Below are 20,198 nucleotides of genomic sequence, written 5' to 3'. Positions count from 1 at the left end.
TTTCCTAGGCATCACAGCGCCTGCCTAATTAGAGCAGTAAGCTTATGATAATCTCTTAACTAAAGCGTCATACTCTGGACTGTTCATGAAATTCTTAATTGATATATGCTCAGCATTTGGAGCCTTGCTTCTAGCTCTATCAGTAAGACTTTCATGAGTTACAACTATTTCTGCATCAGCAGGAACTTCATCAACAGCGCAGTGAATTACTTCTATATTAAGCCCAGCTTTTTTAAGCTTGTTTCTTAATGTAGTAGCACCCATAGCACTTGAACCCATTCCAGCATCGCAAGCAAATATTATTCTGCTTACAGTTTTCTTTGAAGAAACTGTCTTAAGATCCTTGACCTTTTCCTTTGCATCAGCTAATTCTGAATCATCAAGCTTGTTAGCGCTTCTCTTTACAAAGTAAGAAGCAACTAAGAAGGAAACTACAGTAGAAATAATAACTCCAGCTAATACTGCAAAGTGTCCGCCCTTTGGTGTCATTGTCAATAATGCAAAGATACTTCCAGGTGATGGAGCTGCAACAAGCCCTGCTCCTAATATGCTAAAGGTTAATACTCCACTTGCACCTCCAGCTATAACAGCTAACAGCAGTACTGGGTTCATAAGAACATATGGGAAGTATATTTCATGTATTCCACCAAAGAAATGTATAATAATTGCTCCTGGTGCTGATTGCTTTATCATGCCCTTTGAAAATACCCAGTAAGCTAAAAGTATTCCAAGTCCTGGTCCTGGGTTTGTTTCAAGCAGGAAGAATATTGACTTTCCTAATTCCTTAGCTTCGTTGATTCCTATTGGTCCAAGAACTCCGTGATTAATAGCATTGTTTAAGAAAAGAATTTTTGCTGGTTCTATAAATAAGGATGCAAGAGGCAGCAAGCCTGCATTTACTATTGCGTGAACTCCATTTCCCAAGGCTTTATTTAAAGTCTCAACTATTGGTCCTATTCCTGAATAAGCAAGCAGTGCTAAAAGCATACCTATAATTCCTGCGGAGAAGTTATTAACAAGCATTTCAAAGCCTGCTGGTATTTTACCTTCTAATGCGCTGTCAACCTTCTTTATTATCCAGCCTGCAGCCGGTCCAACTATCATTGCTCCTAAGAACATCGGTATGGACGCTCCAACTATAACCCCCATAGTAGCTATGGCTCCAAGCACTCCACCTCTTGCTCCGCCAACCATCTTACCACCGGTATAACCTATTAATAGAGGCAGTAAATATTTAATCATAGGGTCTACAAGTTTTGCTAAGTATTCATTTGGCATCCAGCCAGTACCGATAAATAATGCCGTAATAAGCCCCCAAGCGATAAATGCGCCTATATTAGGCATAACCATACCGCTTAGAAAACGTCCAAATCTTTGTATATTTTCTTGGGTCTTCCCTTTTGTTTTGGTTTGTGGGTTAGTTTGTAGATTTGACATTTTATTTTCCTCCCATATATTAACTTCGTAATATATAAAATAGGCTTCTGCAGAATTCCCTTTCATTACGTTAATTAAATTATAGTATACGAAACGTTTTCATTCAATGTTAAGATACCATAGACAAGTCCTTAGTCATTAGTGACAAAATTAAATAACGCCTAATTGTCTGTCTTCAAAGTTTAGTTATGCCCAAATAAAAATAAAGCTAGCAGTTTATCGAAATCTGCTAGCTTTATTACTACATTATCATCTTATCTATAGCATTTTTTAGTCTTTCCAAAGCTTTCATAAGCACTGAGGTTGGGCAGGCTAAATTCATTCTTTCAAAGCCGATTCCTTCTTCTCCAAAGATATAGCCTTCGTCAAAGAACAGCTCCGACTCATGCATAAGCTTCTCAAGTTCATCCTTATCTAGGCCAAGTTTGTTAAAATCCATCCACTGCAAATAAGTACCCTGAAGCTCAAACACTTTAATTGCAGGAATGTTTTCCTCAATATATTTCTTAAGCTCTAGGTGATTATGGTGAACTATCTCAATAAGCTCCTCCAGCCAGTTTTCACATTGTGTATAGGCTATTTCGCAGGCCTTGTAGCCAAAAATATTTAAGCTGAAAAAGCCGTTTGATTCAACTTCCTTACGATATGCATCCCTGATTTTTTCGTTTGGAATTATAATATTTGAGGTCTGCAGCCCTGCCAAATTAAAGGTTTTGCTTGGTGCAGTACATACTATCATATTGTTTGCAAGCTCCTCAGACAAAGAAGCAAATACTGTGTGCTTATAGCCAGGCATAATAATATCAAAATGTATTTCATCAGAAATAATTAAAACCTTGTTTCTTAAACAAATTTCTCCTACTCTCTCAAGCTCTTCTGTTGTCCATACTCTGCCAACAGGATTATGAGGGCTGCAGAACAATAATATTTTGTTGCTTGGATCCTGGGTTTTCTTTTCTAAATCTTCAAAATCAATTTCATAGGTTTTACCGTTATTTGTCAGCTGACTTTTAACAACCTTCCTATCATTCTTTTCTATAGCCATGTAAAAAGGATAGTACACCGGACTCATAACAACAATACCATCACCAGGCTTTGTAAGTGCCTTTATGGCTGAAAAAAATGCGCTAACCACACCAGCTGAGCCCACAATCCACTCTGGTTTTATGTTCCAAGCATGTCTTTCCTTCATCCAGCTGCAAACAGCCTTATAATAGTTTTCCGTTGGTCCTGTATAGCCTAAAATAACAGAATCAAGATAATTCTTTAAACCTTCTATTATCTCAGGCGGATTCTTAAATTCCATATCTGCCACGGAAAAAGGAACTGTATCCTCTGAAATATTTGGATTCCATCCCTTCATCTGTTCCCACTTTTCTGAGCCTGTATTTGCTCTGCTAATAATAGATGTAAAATCGTATTTCATACATTTTCCCCCTTTGCATAATATACACCATCTAACTCTCTACCTTAACTACCTTGGAAGAAAGCATTTTATAAAAACCTTTTGCAAATATTTTGTTTAAAGGCTTAATTGAGCAGTCAAAATAGTACAGCTTATTAAGCCAGTTCTTATGCTCCCAATATTCCTTATCTATAGTAAGAATCTTTTCTGCCAGCACCTTTTGTACCTGAAAGAAAATCAATTGATTAAGCTTAGGGTTAAACTCATTTCTTTCCTTGAACAAGTGCTTTACAAAGCTGTCATACTCAGATGACTTTATAGGGCTATTTAAGCTGTTAACAGTTCTTCCTATGCTGCCAGCAGGAAAGCCCCCCCACTGAATTGCTGTTTTTTCTAAATACTTTATGGTTTCCTTTAAGCCTGATGCCGCAGTTGTAGCAACCAGCAGCACTGGCTTTCCAACTAATTCAGGTCTGTGAAACCACTTGCAGGTTCTATCAATAAAAACCTTAAGCTTTCCGCTTACCCCTCCCATATAAATAGGAGAGCTTAAAATTATTCCGTCGTATTCCTTAAGCTTATCCATTAAAGCCTGAGCATCATCCTTATGCGGACAACACTTTCCTCTAAGGCACTGCTCACAGCCTAAACAATCCTTTACCTCATAGTCAAACAGGTTTACAATATCTACTTCAATGTTATTTTCCTTCATAGCTTCTTTAAGCTTTTGAAGCAAGCCATAAGTATTTTGCTTACGCCTGCTGCTGTTTATAGCTATAACTTTTTTGTTCATGCTGCTCCCCCATTTTATATTCTATAAATAGTATATCATATCCATTCTGTATTGTAACCGAATTGTAATTTGTGTAAACTTCATAATTACTATAATATATTTATAGGTACATATGGAAACATTATTCCTTTTGCGAATATGATTAGCGGTTTTGCACTCAATGTATCAAAAGATTTTTAAGGGGTTAAGTATGCAGAAAAAAATTATGATAATAGAAGATGAAGACAGCATCCGAGGTTTTTTAAGAATAAATCTCCTTCGGGAAAACTTTATAGTTATTGAAGCAGCTTGCGGAGAAGAAGGACTAAGTAAAATCAGGCTGGAAAATCCGGATGTTGTACTACTTGATGTTATGCTTCCAGGTATGGACGGCTTTGATGTTTGTGCTGCTGCGAGAAAAGAATTCCCTCAAATGGGTATCATCATGCTCACAGCCAGGGGCCAGGATATGGATAAGATATCTGGTTTAGAATCGGGTGCAGATGATTATGTTGTAAAACCCTTTAATCCAATTGAACTTATTCTTAGGGTAAAAGCCCTCCTACGTAGGACAGGCGAAGATATAAAAGCTGAGAACGACAAAATTATAGAAAGCGGAGCACTTAGGCTGGATTTATATGCCCAGACCGTATTCAAAAACAATAATGAAATATCACTTACTCCAAAGGAATACCTTCTTATAAAATTATTTATGGAGAAACCAGGTAAAGCCTTCACAAGAGATGAACTTCTTAATATTGTATGGGGATATGACTTTATAGGCGATGCTAAGATAGTTGATGTAAATATAAGAAGATTACGAGCCAAGATTGAAGAAGATTCCTCTAACCCCACCTATTTAGAAACGGTCTGGGGTACGGGGTATAGATGGAGGAAATAGTAAACTATGAAGGAAATTCTAGGTAAGAAAGCAGGTTCAAAAAGCATAAAAGCCAGGCTGGTACGGAATTTTATGATTGTCATCTTTATTAGTGTCATAGCCTTTGAAGCACTGCTGATATATTTTACTAGATATTATTTTTATAGTAATGTGGAGGGCATACTAACAAATCAAATCAAGATTTCTGCTGACTTTTACTCAAAGTATTTTTCCAATGTATCGCTAGAAGATAATGTATTGGATAATGTGGATGTGTTCTGGAGTCAAACTTCTGCAGAAGTTCAAATAATTGCCCCATCCGGAAAAGTACTCATGGACTCAATAGGTTTTATACCGGATGGTAAACTTGAAACCAGTGACGTCTTGACGGCTTTAAGCGGCACCAAAGGAGTGTGGCTAGGCAAATCAGAATACGATGGAAAGGTCATGGCTATTTCCTATCCGTTGAAATCCGGTAATGAATTAGTTGGGGCGCTCAGATTTATAACTTCTCTCGGAGAGATTGACAAGACCATCAATAAAATATATATAATCTTTATCAGCATTGGTATTACTGCAATCCTTGCAGCAGGACTCGTCAGCGTTATACTTGCCAGAGGTATAGTTCTCCCTCTTAAAGCTGTTACAAAAGCTGCAGAAAAAATGGCTAAGGGAAATTTAAAAACAAGAATAGATACCGGGCGGGAAGATGAGATTGGTATATTGGCGGGAACTTTAAATTATATGGCAGAGGAGATACTAAAAAAAGAACAATTTAAAAATGAATTTATTTCTTCTATTTCACACGAACTAAGAACGCCGCTTACTTCCATAAAGGGTTGGGTAATTACTCTCAATACTGATGAACTGCAAGATAGGAATATATTGAAAGATGGTTTGAAAATAATTGAAAATGAGAGTGAAAGACTAACTGCCATGGTTGAGGAATTACTTGATTTCTCAAGGTTAGCTTCAGGTAAGATAAAATTAAGTACGGGCGTTGAGGATGCTTCAAAAATAGTAAGATATATAGAAAAATATATGGCTCCCCGCGCAGAAAGAGAAGGACTTCAGTTTATAGTTGAATGTTCACAGGAGCCCCTGCTGGCAAAACTTGATAAGGACAGAATAAAACAGGTCTTGATAAACTTGTTGGATAACGCTTTCAAATTTACTCCTGCTGGCGGCAGAGTTATGCTAAGGGCCTTCAGCAAAGAAGGCTGGATTATCTTATGTGTAACAGATAACGGAACCGGAATAGATGAGGTGGACTTGCCTAGGGTAAGAGAAAAATTCTATAAGGGCAAAAACATAAAATCCCATACCGGTATCGGTCTTTCAATTTGTGATGAAATAGTAAAGCTTCATGACGGAGAGCTTAAAATAGAAAGTAAGCTTAATGAGGGAACGTGCATCTCTGTTAAGCTGCCCATTGAAGAAGCTATTGAAGGAGTTGAATAAAATGGATTTGAAAAGGTTCCACATAATTTTAATTGTATTGATTGTACTTTTTTTACCGGGCTGCAATAAGATTTACTTAAATGTTGAAGAAAAAATTGCTACACCCACGATAGAAAAGTTGCCTATCCATGGAACCTGGGAGGTTCAAAAATTCATTCCAATAGACAGTACAACCGTTCCTGAAAACAACGAGAACTATTCAGGTGAAATTGCTGTTTTTGATAATAGTATTGCCTTGCTTGGTAAAGAAAGCATTACTTCTCCAGAATATAAAATCAAGAGTGTATCAGCAGAAAAATATTTTCTATACAAATATAAGGTGGATGCAGTTAAGCTTGGTATAAAGGAAAAAAACGTTAAGGTGGTCACTGTCAGCTCAAATGCACAGTCCTTCCACGATTTTATTAAAATTGACGAAAATTCATTGTTGGTATATGAAAATCATGGTTTTTTATATGTCAGCAAGGTCTCAGACTTAGTAGACTACGGCGTCTTGCCTAGTATTACCGACGGTGGCGCAAGCAGCGGCGGAAACTCAGCTGCAAATCAGGATTCTCTGTTAAGATCAGGTGTCTTTATTGGATTACGTACACCGGGCCCTGACAAAGAAACTGGCAGCAGTTATAGAACTTTATGGATTGCTTCTAAGGACAGAGAAATTAGGCCCATATTTGAGGTGAAACAACTTCTTGTACCCAGGAGAAAAGGATTCTGGGAGATTGGCTATTTGCCAAAGGCAGAGACAGGATTACCTAATGGAGCACTTTATTCTCATTCATTAGTTGATGATAATTCTTATAACAATTCAGATAACAATAATTCACTTAAGGAAGACGGTAAAAGGGATATCCTTTTCGTAGGAAATGATTATATTGGAACGGAATACAGGTATTCAGACCCGGTGACTTTAAAAGAGAGGTCCAGATTCCAAGTTCTGCCCATTGATAATATTAGAAGCGGAATGGGAATAAGCATCTTAGATATTGCTGGCGAAGAGGGTCTGAATGTGCTTACCCGTTCAAGCCAGGCTTATATTATGTCACTGGATAAAAGTAAATCCGAGCTTCTAGAAAAGCAACCTGCAGCCGATAACTTTTCACTTTCCCGCCGCAACGGACAATGGATTGTCACAGGCAGACTAAATTATGTAGCGCCTATAAATAATAGAACCTCCGAAGACTTTAATATTTATCTTATGCCCCCTCAAAAGCTTATTAGTTACGATACCTTGAAACATCCATGGAATTATATAAAAGAAATGGCACCGGAAGCAATAGATGTTTATACATCACCAAACAATGACTTAGCAATAATAGTCACAAGAACTTCTATTGATATTTACACCATAGATAAGGAAAGATTGTCGGAGAAGCCAGTCCAAAATATAAAACTTAAGAAAGATGAATCTGTAGTTATGGCTGAATGGGCTGTTGGAGGTTATATGGAAAAATGGGAAAAAGTAATAAAGTCCAGGGCTAACAATTCTCAAGTTAATTTTAGAAAATAAAGTAAAGTGGTATCAAATACAGATACCACTTTACTTTATTCTAATGCCTACTGCTAATTGTAATTATACACTTTCTTTACAGTTCTAACAGCATTGTATACCTTATTCTTGGCTGAACTTTCCGTTAAATTCATTATTCTTCCGATATCCTTAAATTTTAAGTCATGGAAGAACCTCATTACCAGCATTTCTTTTACTTCAACGGGCAGGTTTTGTGTTAAAGTCATAAATTCATCCCTCACTAATATGTTGTCATAGCCTATTTCGTGAACTGCTTCGTTGTCCACAATATCATCAAGTTTCACTTTATTATTTTTTCTATAATAATCAATTATTGTGTTATTTGCTATTTTTATTATCCAATATTTACTTTTATTAACATCACAAATTTCATCTCTATGTTTGTATATCTTTATAAATACTTCAGAGAGCAAGTCCTCAGCTATCCAGTAATTTTTCACCTTAGAAAAAATATATCTGAAGGACATTTGATAGTATTTTCTGTAGAGCTCCTCGAATAGCTCCTCTTTTACGTCATTCATCTTTCCCGCTTCCTCCAACATTTTCATCAATTATTAATTTATAAAACACCTAATCCTTCCTCATCGCCAATGATGCCAAAGCTTTTTTTCCCATCCCTTATAAACATTAATCTTTTAGCTTGCTTTATATAAATTATAATCTTCAGCTGACCTTAAGTTTTTACATTACAGTTACATAAAAGTTACAAAATAGTTAAATTGATTTTTATCTTCAATATCTTAATTTATCACTTCTATGAAAAGTCTCTCAAACTAATAGCTTGAGGAAACATACACCATAAAAGATGTAAAAAAGATTAAAGGCCTTAGCTTATTCTAATGAATAGCTCAAGGCCTTTCTTAATTATTCTACTAAATTATAGTACCCCATTACTTTTCAAATCTCTCACATCAGTTACGAAATGGTAGCTCTCCCTATTTGTAGCCTGCCAAAACTGTTGTTTTCCACTATTGCATTCCTTGCAAAAGAATTGCTTAAAGTTAATTCGTTAGCACTAATATATTTACATTCGCTTATCGAAGTATCTTAATGCGAATAATTCTATGGCATTACGCAAGCCAATGAATAATATGCCATAAATTAAAACGCGATTTAAAGTAAGGGTTATTTGAGCATTAGAAATTATTAATAGCGCTTCTCCCACAGCTAAAAATACTATCAAAATATAGTTTAAATAATTCGCTGCATTATTCGCTTTGTTCTGGATAAATTGCCAGCGTTCGTCTTTCATATAATCAACTTCTTTTTTAGCTTTCCATAGATAAAGAAAAAGAGTAATGCCGGTACCAAAAATAAGGAAAAATAAAATAGTGATTTGTTCATTCATGATTTTAACCCTCCTTGTATTCAAAAACTTCATTTATTGGAACATTAAAAACTTCTGCGATTTTGAAAGCTAATTCTAAGGATGGAGTATATTTATACTTCTCAATTGATATAACCGCTTGGCGGGAAATTCCTACCTTTTCAGCTAAATCAGCTTGTGTCCAATCACGCTCTGCTCTCAAAACCTTAATTCGATTATGTATCAAGGTATTGCCTCCTTAACAAAATGTAATCACTTGTTTACATCTATATTGTAATCTTCTCATTACATTTTGTCAACAGAGGAATACCTTCCTCATACAGTAATTTTACTTATAAAAATAGCTCTAGACAATCCATACGAATATCTAGAGCTATGATCTTATTTACTTATTTTTCGAGTGATAAAAAGCTATATACTTATCACTCCAGTTTTTAAGACTGTTTAAAACTTCTGTAAATTCCTTTCCCATATCACTGAGCTCATATTCTACCTTGGGAGGAATTTGAGCGTAAACGGTTCTAGTAATCATGCCATATTCTTCTAAAGTACGTAATTGTTTTGTAAGTGTTGCTTGTGTCATTTCTGGCAGCTGTCTCTGTAATTCATTAAATCTAAGTTTGTTTTCACTTAAATGATGTAGAATAATTAATGCCCATTTTCCTGATAATATCTTTTGAGCAGTGGCATAGGGGCATTTTCCGAATAACTCTTCTTGGGTTAACATATATCCTCCTCAATAGTATCTTTTTAGATACTATGTATTATAAATAATCGTACTTGTTGTAATTAATGTAAGCAAATATAATGTGTGTATACTTAATTATATCACTAAAATTTGCGATGAACAAATAAAACCTATATGGAGGGATAAACTATGAAAATATTAGTAACGGGTGCAACAGGAAAACTGGGATCAAAGGTTGTAGAAACCTTATTGAAGGTTGTGGCGGCAAGTGATCTTGCTGTTAGTGTTCGTAACCCAGAGAAAGCAGAAGGATTAAAGAATAGAGGAGTTGAGGTTAGACAAGGTGATTTCGACCATCCTGAAACACTAACTACCGCCTTTGCAGGAGTCGACAGGCTATTGATTATTTCAGCTGATGGTGATAACGAAACAAGAATCAGACAGCATACAAATGCAGTAGCTGCAGCTAAACAGGCTAATGTTAAGTTCATTGCTTATACAAGTTTAGGAAATGCAAGTGAGAGCTCATTGTTCCTTGCTCCAGTACATCGTGCAACAGAAGAGGCCATTCTGAAAACTGGAATCCCTTATTGCTTCCTAAGAAATAACTGGTACTTGGAAAACGAGATTGGAAGCATTCAAGGAGTACTGGCAGCTGCGCCTTGGGTAACCTCTGCAGGAACTGGCAAGGTAGGCTGGGCACTTCAGCAGGATTACGCAGAGGCTGCTGCAGCCGTGCTTTCAGGAAGTGGATTCGAGAATACAATATATGAACTTTCGGGAGAACCTATAACTCAAGAAGAATTGGCAGCTGCACTTGGATCTGTATTAGGAAAGGAAGTAGTAGTTCATCAGGTGGATGATGCTGCTTATGCTGACGCCATGAAAAGTGCTGGAGTACCAGATTTCGTTGTCCCTATGCTTGTTGACATACAGAAAGCCATTCGGGATGGAGCACTCGATATAGAGAGCGGCGATTTTGAAAAATTGCTTGGTCGTAAAGTAACTCCAATCGGCGAAGCTCTTGCACAAATTGTCAGTGGGCTCTCAAATAAATAGAGTAATCCTAATTATATACCGGCCTTCCTGATATTGGAGGCCGGTACTATAGTTAATATGATAATAAAGTAAAGATGAAGAATGAATTAATAGATTACAGGTTTATATCCAAGAATCCTTACTTCCTTATTCCAACTTTCAAGTTTTTTATTTAAAAGAAATTTCTTCAAAGACATTAGGAGATGATTGAAAATCATCTCCTTGCCTTAAAATTAGTTATACACCCTCATTTTTTTCGCCAGTCATTGGATTTATTTTTACATAAACGATTTTTTTAATAGTATTTTCAGAAAGATAGTATTTTTCAGCTAAGTCGCTTATTGAGGAACCATCTTTATGCTCTTTCCTAATAGTATCATTTCTGATAGAAAGATTGCGTCTATACCCAGAATTATCTCCCCATTTTTTCTTCGTTCCTTCAGCCTTAGGTATATATAGATATTCTCCTTGAATATACTTTTGAACCTCATCCATCAATTCTTTTGGCAAGATTTGTATTGCGTTTTTATATTTCAACCTTATTTCCTACTTATCCCTAAAATAGATTTCAAATTCTTCTACAGATTTAAAATCCAATAACTTTATCTGATTGTTCCTCATTAGTGAAACCAAGTCCTTTTCAAACTTATCAATTGCCATAAGAATTTGTTCATTGTCTTTTTGAGAAGTCAATTCTAATAAATCCAATCCAAATATATCCTTGAAATACTTACCGTACTCTACAAAAGCATTTCTATCGTCATACCATATACCCTCTTCGACTTTTGCAACAAACTGGCCCACTTCTTCTTGGATGTATGAAAAGAGCTCATATAATTTATAATAATCCTTTTGACTAACAGCAAGCTTACATTTATTAATACTTTTCTTCAATTCCTCATAGTATCCTGTAAAAAGTGTTTCAAATAACTCATTTTGTTTATTTTCTTTCTTCATAGCAAGCAGTAGTTCCCTTGTATTTTCAGCAAGACTTAATGAATTTAAATAGATTTCTTCACTAGAAGTTGAAAAAATTATATCATTTACTAGAACTTTATAATTCTTAGGTAATCTTTCTAGTTTTAAAGAATCCCTCAAAACAGAGCCATTTCCATTTTTATAATACTCCCTGTTTGCAAAGCCCAATGCATTTGCAATTTTATTGAGTAATTTTCCTGCTTCTAGCCTTACACTACTCATACTATCTTTGTACTTATACATATTATAAAGATAGATATAGCTCTCATTAAAGTATTCATAAGCTTTATTTACTAAAGCTTCATCATACTTGCCACTTAATACAGTTTTAAGACTATCTTTCATGTTTTCAAATCTATTAAGGGCTTCTTCATCGGAATAATAAATAACTTCTGTATCCAAAAGTAAATATCCTTGGGGACTATCCATGGCAGCATTGGCAATCAATCGTTCCCAGCTTATGGGAAACAAGTCATAGCTTACATCCTCTACAATGAATTGAGTCGAAAGGTTTTTTCCTCTCTCATTTTTAGGAATGAAATAAAACTGTATTCCCAAATTCTCATCTTCATCCGCCTTATCATTTCCATAAACTACAAGCAGCAAAATATCCTTCTTATACTCGTTCAAAATTTTATTTTTTACTATTTCTAATATCTTTTTATCTCTTTTCACAATAAAACCTCCTGATTATTTGCATCTTTTGAAATATTTAACGGATCCATTTATTTCATAATTTAATTATATATACAAAATCATATTAATTATATAGATAGTTCCTTTCTAGGTAATAATATACACACCTTATTAATAAATGTTTAATTCTAAATACACATATGGAGAAAATTTATACGCTGCTGGCATGTTGCAGTGTTTAACGGTAGAATAGGAGGGCTTGGAATATTGCAGTTGAACGAGGGAAAGCGGCAGGTTATAATATTGTAGATATGGGAGCAATTTATATTACTTTAGTATCTATCACTATGATGAACGCCTTTAATATTTACTCTAAAGGTATGAAATAAAAACACAAAACATAAATGAAGAGGTTTTTTATGCGTATTAGCAAGAGACTAACAGCACTGATATTTGTTTTACTTGTACTAAGTTTAGCAGGTTGTTCCTCTAGCACTTCTGCTGTAAAAATTAAATCAAGCAAAGATATTACTTTCTTCGTAGCAACAGATGTGCACTATCTCGCCGAAAGTTTAACAGATAAGGGTGAAGCTTATCAGAAATTTATTAGCAGCGATGGACGTCAATTAAATTATATTAGTGAAATAGTTGATGCCTTCTCTAATGATATCAAGAAGAAAAAAGCAGACGTTCTTATTGTCAGTGGTGATTTAACTACCAATGGGGAGAAGAAAAGCCATCTGGAATTTGCAAAAAAGCTTAAGAAAATTGAAGAAGGCGGCACCTCAGTGTTTGTTATACCAGGTAATCATGATATAATGAACCCTTTCGCTAGAGGTTTTAAAGACAGTAACCAATATGTGGTTGATTACATAAATGAAAAAAACTTTGAGAAAATTTATAAAGACTTTGGCTACAATGAGGCTATCTCCAGGGATACTAATACATTAAGCTATCTGGCATCACCCTCAGAGGATGTATGGCTGTTGATGCTGGATACTGCTCAGTATAAGGATAACCTAGAAAAAAATAGACCGGGACTTGATGGTGAAATTAATCCTGGAACCCTTGAATGGATAAAGAAATGTAGTGATTTAGCAAAGAAGAACAATGCACAGATTATTGCAGTTATGCATCATAATTTAATTGATCATAGCGAGTCAATTAAAGAGGGATTTACAATAAATAATAGCACTGCAGTGTTACAGCTGTTTAAAAACTGCGGCATAAAGCTTGTTTTATCAGGACATACTCATCAGCAGGATATAAAATCCTATAGCAAAGATAAATATAAAGTTTATGATGTCGTAACTAGCGCCCTTGTAGTCTATCCACAAAAATATGGCGTACTTAAATATTCACCAAAGGATGGCTTTGACTACAGCACCTCGTCTGTTGATGTTGAGGGCTGGGCAAAAGAACATGCTGTAAAAGATGAAAATCTCAATAATTTCAAAGTATATTCTGAGGAATATTATAAAGCTGCTCTGTATCACAACACAATTAACCGTTTTTTAATGGATGATAGCGCTACATCTGATGAAGCAAAGCTGATGGCTGAAACTTCAGCTCTTATAAGAACAAAATATCTTGGAGACACATCAATGTTTGATAAACAGGTAATTATGAATTCGCAGGGCTATAAGCTGCTTACAGAATTCGGAGCGCAGAAAAATCTGACGAGAATGCTTAATAGCGATAATACAGGTAATAACCGATTGCAGATTCCTGTTCCGTAATCGGTTATAGGTGACATAAATTCTGTGGTTTTGCTTTAGCTTTATCCGTTCATTTTGAATACGCTATTTCTGACACTTTATTACCTCAAATTAGGTAAAATTTGAACAAAAACATTTGGTTAACTGAATTTGCTATAACTGATTAATACTTGGGTTATTAAAATTTGCCCATGCTAAATTACTGTCAATGCATCTAGCCATTCTGTAAGCTATTGGTTTAAATCCACACTTCGGCCAAAATGTTGAGGATGCAAGGTTGGTTATTCTCCAATCTGTTATTATACTGTTATATCCCTTTTCTTTCATAATCCTATAGCCTTCATTCATCAACTTTTTACCAACACCATTTCCCATTTGGGAATAGTAAGTGCCCGCAATACTTAACTCTACCCCCTCATCAGGGGTCATCAAATCTGGAGTACTTGGCCAATATGCTTGAAATCCTAATCCCTTCATTTCTTTTTCAGCAATAAAGATCATTGCGTCGTTCTCCTCTACCGTACGCTTATACCCATTCTTTATGTCTGTTACAACTTCTGGCAAGGCAGGTTCAAAGGTCGGTGCTGAATTTTGATAGGATTGGATTATACTAGACATATTACCCATAATTTCACTATCTATTTTATTAGCAACTCTAATTTCTACATCAGATACATTATCAAAAGGCTTGTAATCCTCCATGCTCATTACCCCATGTACTTGTTGGATAAAAAAGCTTAATTTAAGGAATGCCTCATAATACACCTGATTTCCAAGAGGTATTATAGTATAGTGCATAAAGCAACCTTGTTCAAGCCATAGATTAGCAACCTTCGCATAGAGATGCCTTATAAGCTCAGAGGATTGATCCAATCTGATTGCAATCCCCTCATAGGGAACCCATACATGCCTGCCTCTTCTATTATCAATCTTTATCTCTCCCATTATATAACCTACTAGTTTATCATTAGCAAATGATCCTATCCCAATGACTTTACTATTAGCAAACATTTTTTCAAATGAATCTGTTATATATTTTGTATTAAGGCAACTGTTCTTCAGCAAGGGAAACACTTTACTCTCAAGGCTTTGCCTATTTATTAGCAAATCAACCATTGCAGGTATATCATCAATAGTAATTAATCTGAATTCATATTTGCTCATTTCTACCTCCAAATCCAATTTATATTATATTACATATTTTAACATAACAATTTACTATTAACTATGCAAAAAACAATTCATTACTGTTTTTACCACCTGGGATTGTAATGAAAACATACACCAAAGTGGATATTGGTTTATAGTGGAAAGTGTAAAATATATGCCCCAAAAAGAGCTTTTATATTTCATTATTCTTATTAATAAGCTTCCGTAGCAGCTTCAATTAATCTAACAGCATTCTCAAGCCCGTTTTCTTCTTGCATTTTTTTAGCCAAATCCTTAACACAATCATGTATCTCACTGTAATTAGCTTTTAACTCATTGATTGCGCTAATCAGCCTTTCTTCACTCAATTTGCTTGCCTTAATTGGCATTACACTTACCTTCAGTTTATATAGGTGTTCAGCAAAAGCAAATTGATCAAGTACATGAGGAACTGAAATGGTTGGAATGCCATAAAGTAGCGACGAAGCGGATGTACCAAAACCACAGTGATGAATTACACAATAACCTTGTTTAAACAACCAACTATGAGGAATTGAGCCAGCACTAATTATTGTTTCAGGAAGTTTATAATCAGTTAATGTTTTGTTAAAACCTTGAATAATAGCCCGCATTCCTGTTTTTTGAAAAGCACCTACAAATATATCTAGTTTTTCTTTTTCCTCCTTGCTCTCAAAAGACATTGCTCCAAGCGCAAGTATGATTGGCTTATCCCCTGCACTTAAGAACGCTTTTAGCCTTTCTTCAGGTTGATAGCTGTTATCATTATCGTACCAATAACCTACAATCTTATTTCTTTTATCCCAATATGGATTTTGCTCTACAATATAACGGCTAATCGGGATTAAATTAAGCTTCGGAGACATAACTTCGTCCATTGACTTAACCTTTGGTAAATTATATAGTTTTCTAATTTTGTTATAAGGTTTAACAATTTGAGGATTTATGAGTGCGCCGAACACTTTATCACGTAAGTTTTTCTTCCTATTTATTTCAGGAATCATCTCCGTTTGCAAAGTCACGTTAATGGTTTCAAGGCCTAATGCTTCTGCTTCAGTTGCTCCCATCTGACTGTGGGAAACTATCACAAGGTCTTTGTTCTTGCAATTTTCATATATATCTTTTGAAGAGTTTTCAACGATATTAAAAACAAACTTCATGGTTTTTAGCATACTGAATACTGGATTTTTTGTACGACCACGAATTATAGCGGCTTCGTATTCAATATCAATGTCAGGCCCTATTGGGGTGAATTCAATCTTTGCACTTGTTACAAGTTTTCTCCAACAAGGATGCGTACCGATCGTCACCTTATGTCCCTCTTTGATTAAAGCCTGTGCAAGATAAATATAGGGCTGAATATCCCCTCTTGTTCCCATCGTAAAAATAACTATATTTTTCAAGTTCACTCCCCCTTAAAACTTCAATGGTTACAAAGCTGTTGATTGAGCTTATATACTTCTTTTCTATTATAACAGATTTTGGAAGTCAATCATTGCTTAAATGCAGTATTTTAAAAAGCAGTCTTAGGTAAGTAGTTCTAATCTAAAACATAATCTTTATATAAATCATTTAAGGATTAAGATTAAATTCCTTGGTCTTGATATAGAAGTTAAAAGCAAAGAAAAAAGTGCCCTATCACTAAGATTAGCACCTTCTTCTTAACATATTTAGTTTTTAAAAATCTTTTGTAAAATTTTTAACTAGTAGATAAGTTGGAGTTTCTAAACCAGTAACAATTTGATATGCTGAATTAATCTAAATAAAAATACATTCCTATAGTGACAACTAGTGTAATCAACGCTGAAAAAATTACTGAGAACGCTTTTTGATATGGGCGTTTTCCAATCTCACAACTCTTTTCAATTTGATCAAGTTTTTTTCCCTCGGTAAAAGCAATGATTTCTCTGTATGTTTGAACATCGTGAGTTTTCTTTTGCTTTTCAACACTTAGTGCATAATACATTGTAATGCCAAATAGCACTAACCAGATTGCAACTCCAATAAAATTTAAGTAACGAAATAGTGGAACCACCAATACTACGGTTGCCATAAGTAGTATAGTAAAGATCATGCCGTCACGGTTAAATTTTTTAATGTCCACTTTGATATTCCTCCTGCTTACATTCTATCGGTTGAATCGTATTCATGCTATCAAACCTATTTTACATCACTACTTTTTAGTATGTAAAATGTATTTTACATGCCATTTATTATAACATATTTTGTAAATATAGTTATACTTGTGGTACGGCTCAGCGTAACACTTTCAAGTGAGGTTATTACACTTTTTAACTATAGGGATTAAGAACCATAGCTTTCCGTCATTCTTGTATCTGTCTCAAACTTCTACAGCCTAATTATATATACCATATATTAATTCTGTATCTTCTGAAGCTTCAACACCTACATATCCATTCCCCAAATCATAGTTTCCCATCTTGTAACATACTCCATTCTATCATTCCGATCACTTAACGGTATTAGCTTAAACTTACATCTAAGTTTAATATATTTATAAAGATATACCTAACCCCTTTAGTACTAATAACTGTAAATTATTGATTTCATTTATAACTTTCCAAAACTCTCTATGTGAATATAGTGCAACACCAAACTGCTTATAAGGAACCACTTATAATTGCCTCTAATCCCTATGTGTTTTTATCATATCATCAAAATTTGACTTATCTCCAAATAACCCGTAGTAAAAAAGTTTATTTATTCCAACAATATAGTCACGGTTTGCATCGTGCTTTCCCGGATTTAAAAGCGGTGTTATTGCTGAAATATAAGCTATTACTGCTTCTGTTGGTATGCTCGCATCTATATCGCCTTCTTTTTTTCCCTGCTCAAAGAAATCAAAAACAAAGGGCATAACATTTTTAGCTTTCTCGCTATAAAGCTGCTGCATCATGGGGTCCTCCCAAGCCTCTTTACTGAAAACATCCGTTGCAAAGAGGGACTGTTTTTCCTCAGCCATTCCAAATAGCTTCTCTAACTTTTTAGCAAAAGGAATTTGTTCTTTTAATATTTTCTCCCCAACTGAAACAATGTTACTAATATATCTTTGCAATACCTCACGAGCTAATGCCTCTTTACTTCCAAAATAATTAAAAATTGTAACCTTGGATACATTCGCTTTTTTTGCAATATCCACTACGCTGGTGTTTGCAATTCCATTATGAAAAAATAAATCCTGTGCCGCACTCAGTATTACCTCTTTCTTTTCTTCCGTTCTTTTTTCATATCCGTTCACAACTTTCTCTCCTACTCCATATGTTTATTAATCTAATATCAACTAATCATAGTATACCACATTTTTGAACCACATCAATACTTTTAGTTCATAATGTATTGACAAGCTTATTTAGGAGTGATATTCTGAACTCATAATAGCATTTTAGTTCAAAATATCACTAGGAGGGGTTTTCAATGAATATTATTGAAGTTAATAATCTGACCAAAAACTATGGAACTGCACGAGGTATCAATAATATATCTTTTAATGTTGAAGAAGGTGAAATTTTTGGTTTCATTGGTCCAAATGGTGCCGGAAAGTCTACTACAATCAGGACTTTATTATCACTCATATATCCAACCAGCGGCAGCGCTAAAATATTCGGTAAAGACTGTATAAAATATGGCGCTGAGATTAAAAGGGAAATAGGTTATTTGCCATCTGAAGTATTCTATTATGACAAGATGAAGGTTATAGATCTTTTGAAATACTCTGCTAGTTTCTATAAAAAAGATTGCAGTAAAAGAATGAAAGAATTAGCTGAAATAATGGACTTGGATTTGAATAAAAAAATTGATGATTTATCCTATGGAAATAGAAAGAAGGTGGGTATCGTCCAAGGTTTATTACATGAACCAAAGCTTGTGATCCTTGATGAACCTACCGGAGGGTTAGATCCATTAATGCAGCAAAGGTTCTTTGACCTTCTTCAGGAAGAGAATAGAAAAGGCACGACTATTTTATTTTCATCACATATTCTAAGTGAAGTACAGAGAATGTGCAACCGCGTAGCAATCATCAAAGAAGGAAAAATTATCCACATTCAGAAGATTAATACCTTAAGAGAAAACAGCTACAAAAGAATCAAATTAGAAACGCCGGTAAGGGTAAGCAGTGAATATTTTAGACTCAGTGGTGTAACTAACATAGAGGTACAAGGTAACACAATTGATTTCTTATTCAAGGGTGATCTAAATGTAATCCTTAAAAAACTTTCAGAATTAAGAGTCTCTAATTTACTTATAGAGGAGCCAAGCCTTGAAGAAATCTTCATGCATTATTACGGAAAGGAGAATTAAGAAGCTATGAATATATTTTGGCGTGAAATAAAAGCATTCAGTAAGTTTACCACTATATGGACCGTTGCAATATCTGCTTGGATTATTATACTCTCATTATTTTTCCCAGCATTTTATGATAACGCGGCTGTAATAACAAAGGCTCTTGAAAGCTATCCAGAAGCAGTTCGCAATCTACTTGGGCTTTCACCAGACAGTTTATCCAGCTTTTTAGGTTTTTACACCTTTGTATTTAATGGTGTAGTGGAACTTGGAATTATACAGGCTGTGATTTTAGGAGCTTCTGTTATTTTTAAAGAAGTAAGCGGAAAGACAGCGGACTTTCTTTTTACAAGGCCAGCAACGCGAAGACAAATTATCACCTCAAAGTTGGGTGCCTCCTGCATCTCTCTACTTATTACAACTATAGTTTGCTTTTTAATCTCCAGTTTAATGGCAGTATTTATGTCACAGGATACTGTAAACTTTAGATTGCTGTTTATGGTTTCTATTACGCTATTTTTTATTCAACTATTATTTATGATTATTGGAACCTTATTAGCAGTGGTATTTGTTAAAATGAAATCTGCTGCTGCTCTTGCTATTGGTGCTTTGTTAATTAATCAAATACTGTTTAGTATATTTAAGCCTATTTTAGGAGAGAAAGCAGTAAGATATATCATTCCAATAAAATATTTTAACAGTGAATATATAATAAAAAATGTATCTTATGAAGTTTCATTTATTATTATTACATTCCTGCTGATTATAGCTGGAGTAATATTAAGCCTAATTATCTATGAGAAAAAAGATGTACATGCTGCTTAATAGTTTAATTTTAGATTATAGCAATTAAAAGTAATT

At 34.7% G+C, this 20,198-nt stretch carries 20 protein-coding genes; 7 read left to right on the top strand and 13 right to left on the bottom strand.

Going from position 1 to position 20,198, the window contains the following annotated elements; genetic code table 11:
• Positions 1-42: 42 nt before the first annotated feature.
• The 3 genes from NBE98_RS03755 to NBE98_RS03745 form a co-directional block, all read right to left on the bottom strand.
• Positions 43-1,437 carry a PTS mannitol transporter subunit IIBC gene (locus tag NBE98_RS03755; RefSeq protein ID WP_250812755.1) on the bottom strand — a complete coding sequence of 465 codons (1,395 nt, stop codon included), beginning with the start codon at positions 1,435-1,437 and terminating at the stop codon, positions 43-45.
• Positions 1,438-1,678: 241 nt separating this feature from the next.
• Complete coding sequence (locus NBE98_RS03750) at positions 1,679-2,863, bottom strand: MalY/PatB family protein (protein WP_250812753.1); 1,185 nt, start codon at positions 2,861-2,863, stop codon at positions 1,679-1,681.
• A 31-nt stretch (positions 2,864-2,894) separates the two neighbouring features.
• Positions 2,895-3,635 carry a flavodoxin family protein gene (locus NBE98_RS03745; protein WP_250812751.1) on the bottom strand — a complete coding sequence of 247 codons (741 nt, stop codon included), beginning with the start codon at positions 3,633-3,635 and terminating at the stop codon, positions 2,895-2,897.
• A gap of 190 nt (positions 3,636-3,825) precedes the next feature.
• Here NBE98_RS03745 and NBE98_RS03740 point away from each other — a divergent pair, with 190 nt between their 5' ends.
• Genes NBE98_RS03740 through NBE98_RS03730 form a run of 3 tightly spaced genes read left to right on the top strand, consistent with a single transcriptional unit; the run spans position 3,826 to position 7,462 of the window.
• Positions 3,826-4,515, top strand: a complete 690-nt coding sequence (locus NBE98_RS03740; protein WP_250812750.1) for a response regulator transcription factor — start codon at positions 3,826-3,828, stop codon at positions 4,513-4,515.
• Positions 4,516-4,521: 6 nt separating this feature from the next.
• A complete protein-coding gene (locus NBE98_RS03735; protein WP_250812749.1) occupies positions 4,522-5,955 on the top strand; it encodes a sensor histidine kinase in 1,434 nt (477 codons plus the stop codon).
• Between the two features lies 1 nt (position 5,956).
• The gene (locus tag NBE98_RS03730) at positions 5,957-7,462 is read left to right on the top strand and encodes a hypothetical protein (RefSeq protein ID WP_250812748.1); all 1,506 of its coding nucleotides are present in this window, start codon (positions 5,957-5,959) and stop codon (positions 7,460-7,462) included.
• Between the two features lie 53 nt (positions 7,463-7,515).
• Here NBE98_RS03730 and NBE98_RS03725 read toward each other — a convergent pair whose 3' ends face one another.
• From NBE98_RS03725 to NBE98_RS03710, 4 genes are all read right to left on the bottom strand, one after another.
• On the bottom strand, positions 7,516-8,004 hold the full coding sequence (locus tag NBE98_RS03725) for an RNA polymerase sigma factor (RefSeq protein ID WP_250812747.1): 489 nt from the start codon (positions 8,002-8,004) through the stop codon (positions 7,516-7,518).
• A 503-nt stretch (positions 8,005-8,507) separates the two neighbouring features.
• Positions 8,508-8,831: a hypothetical protein gene (locus NBE98_RS03720; protein WP_250812746.1), complete on the bottom strand. Its 324-nt coding sequence runs from the start codon at positions 8,829-8,831 to the stop codon at positions 8,508-8,510.
• Positions 8,832-8,835: 4 nt separating this feature from the next.
• A complete protein-coding gene (locus tag NBE98_RS03715; RefSeq protein ID WP_250812745.1) occupies positions 8,836-9,036 on the bottom strand; it encodes a helix-turn-helix transcriptional regulator in 201 nt (66 codons plus the stop codon).
• A gap of 159 nt (positions 9,037-9,195) precedes the next feature.
• Positions 9,196-9,537: a winged helix-turn-helix transcriptional regulator gene (locus NBE98_RS03710; protein ID WP_250812743.1), complete on the bottom strand. Its 342-nt coding sequence runs from the start codon at positions 9,535-9,537 to the stop codon at positions 9,196-9,198.
• A gap of 150 nt (positions 9,538-9,687) precedes the next feature.
• Here NBE98_RS03710 and NBE98_RS03705 point away from each other — a divergent pair, with 150 nt between their 5' ends.
• Positions 9,688-10,557 (top strand): SDR family oxidoreductase, encoded by an 870-nt coding sequence (locus NBE98_RS03705; protein ID WP_250812741.1) that lies wholly within the window; start codon positions 9,688-9,690, stop codon positions 10,555-10,557.
• Between the two features lie 216 nt (positions 10,558-10,773).
• On the opposite strand, the gene NBE98_RS03700 is transcribed toward NBE98_RS03705, so the two are convergent.
• Positions 10,774-11,073, bottom strand: coding sequence for a CD3324 family protein (locus NBE98_RS03700; protein WP_250812739.1), 300 nt, complete (start codon positions 11,071-11,073; stop codon positions 10,774-10,776).
• A gap of 9 nt (positions 11,074-11,082) precedes the next feature.
• On the bottom strand, positions 11,083-12,189 hold the full coding sequence (locus tag NBE98_RS03695; protein ID WP_250812737.1) for a kanamycin nucleotidyltransferase C-terminal domain-containing protein: 1,107 nt from the start codon (positions 12,187-12,189) through the stop codon (positions 11,083-11,085).
• Positions 12,190-12,569: 380 nt separating this feature from the next.
• Between NBE98_RS03695 and NBE98_RS03690 the strand changes: the two genes are divergently transcribed.
• Entirely contained in the window at positions 12,570-13,889 is a 1,320-nt protein-coding gene (locus NBE98_RS03690) for a metallophosphoesterase (protein WP_250812735.1), read from the top strand.
• Between the two features lie 132 nt (positions 13,890-14,021).
• On the opposite strand, the gene NBE98_RS03685 is transcribed toward NBE98_RS03690, so the two are convergent.
• The 4 genes from NBE98_RS03685 to NBE98_RS03670 form a co-directional block, all read right to left on the bottom strand.
• Positions 14,022-15,032: a GNAT family N-acetyltransferase gene (locus NBE98_RS03685; protein ID WP_250812733.1), complete on the bottom strand. Its 1,011-nt coding sequence runs from the start codon at positions 15,030-15,032 to the stop codon at positions 14,022-14,024.
• Between the two features lie 197 nt (positions 15,033-15,229).
• Positions 15,230-16,438 (bottom strand): glycosyltransferase, encoded by a 1,209-nt coding sequence (locus NBE98_RS03680; RefSeq protein WP_250812731.1) that lies wholly within the window; start codon positions 16,436-16,438, stop codon positions 15,230-15,232.
• A 350-nt stretch (positions 16,439-16,788) separates the two neighbouring features.
• Positions 16,789-17,139 (bottom strand): hypothetical protein, encoded by a 351-nt coding sequence (locus NBE98_RS03675; protein ID WP_250812730.1) that lies wholly within the window; start codon positions 17,137-17,139, stop codon positions 16,789-16,791.
• Between the two features lie 543 nt (positions 17,140-17,682).
• On the bottom strand, positions 17,683-18,294 hold the full coding sequence (locus NBE98_RS03670) for a TetR/AcrR family transcriptional regulator (RefSeq protein WP_250812728.1): 612 nt from the start codon (positions 18,292-18,294) through the stop codon (positions 17,683-17,685).
• Positions 18,295-18,470: 176 nt separating this feature from the next.
• Between NBE98_RS03670 and NBE98_RS03665 the strand changes: the two genes are divergently transcribed.
• On the top strand, positions 18,471-19,355 hold the full coding sequence (locus NBE98_RS03665) for an ABC transporter ATP-binding protein (RefSeq protein ID WP_250812727.1): 885 nt from the start codon (positions 18,471-18,473) through the stop codon (positions 19,353-19,355).
• Positions 19,356-19,361: 6 nt separating this feature from the next.
• On the top strand, positions 19,362-20,162 hold the full coding sequence (locus NBE98_RS03660; RefSeq protein ID WP_250812725.1) for a DUF2705 family protein: 801 nt from the start codon (positions 19,362-19,364) through the stop codon (positions 20,160-20,162).
• Positions 20,163-20,198 lie beyond the last annotated feature (36 nt).

The sequence above is a fragment of the Clostridium swellfunianum genome (assembly GCF_023656515.1).
In the GTDB taxonomy this organism is placed as follows: domain Bacteria; phylum Bacillota; class Clostridia; order Clostridiales; family Clostridiaceae; genus Clostridium_AT; species Clostridium_AT swellfunianum.
The sequence above is the reverse complement of the archived record's forward strand: the minus strand, read 5'-3'. Positions and strand labels throughout refer to the sequence as shown.

Coding starts and splice junctions, on each gene's coding strand:
- NBE98_RS03725 (WP_250812747.1), bottom strand. CDS start 8,004: ATGAATGACGTAAAAGAGGAGCTATTCGAGGAGCTCTACAGAAAATAC.
- NBE98_RS03705 (WP_250812741.1), top strand. CDS start 9,688: ATGAAAATATTAGTAACGGGTGCAACAGGAAAACTGGGATCAAAGGTT.
- NBE98_RS03755 (WP_250812755.1), bottom strand. CDS start 1,437: ATGTCAAATCTACAAACTAACCCACAAACCAAAACAAAAGGGAAGACC.
- NBE98_RS03740 (WP_250812750.1), top strand. CDS start 3,826: ATGCAGAAAAAAATTATGATAATAGAAGATGAAGACAGCATCCGAGGT.
- NBE98_RS03750 (WP_250812753.1), bottom strand. CDS start 2,863: ATGAAATACGATTTTACATCTATTATTAGCAGAGCAAATACAGGCTCA.
- NBE98_RS03685 (WP_250812733.1), bottom strand. CDS start 15,032: ATGAGCAAATATGAATTCAGATTAATTACTATTGATGATATACCTGCA.
- NBE98_RS03665 (WP_250812727.1), top strand. CDS start 18,471: ATGAATATTATTGAAGTTAATAATCTGACCAAAAACTATGGAACTGCA.
- NBE98_RS03710 (WP_250812743.1), bottom strand. CDS start 9,537: ATGTTAACCCAAGAAGAGTTATTCGGAAAATGCCCCTATGCCACTGCT.
- NBE98_RS03730 (WP_250812748.1), top strand. CDS start 5,957: ATGGATTTGAAAAGGTTCCACATAATTTTAATTGTATTGATTGTACTT.
- NBE98_RS03720 (WP_250812746.1), bottom strand. CDS start 8,831: ATGAATGAACAAATCACTATTTTATTTTTCCTTATTTTTGGTACCGGC.
- NBE98_RS03735 (WP_250812749.1), top strand. CDS start 4,522: ATGAAGGAAATTCTAGGTAAGAAAGCAGGTTCAAAAAGCATAAAAGCC.
- NBE98_RS03745 (WP_250812751.1), bottom strand. CDS start 3,635: ATGAACAAAAAAGTTATAGCTATAAACAGCAGCAGGCGTAAGCAAAAT.
- NBE98_RS03660 (WP_250812725.1), top strand. CDS start 19,362: ATGAATATATTTTGGCGTGAAATAAAAGCATTCAGTAAGTTTACCACT.
- NBE98_RS03690 (WP_250812735.1), top strand. CDS start 12,570: ATGCGTATTAGCAAGAGACTAACAGCACTGATATTTGTTTTACTTGTA.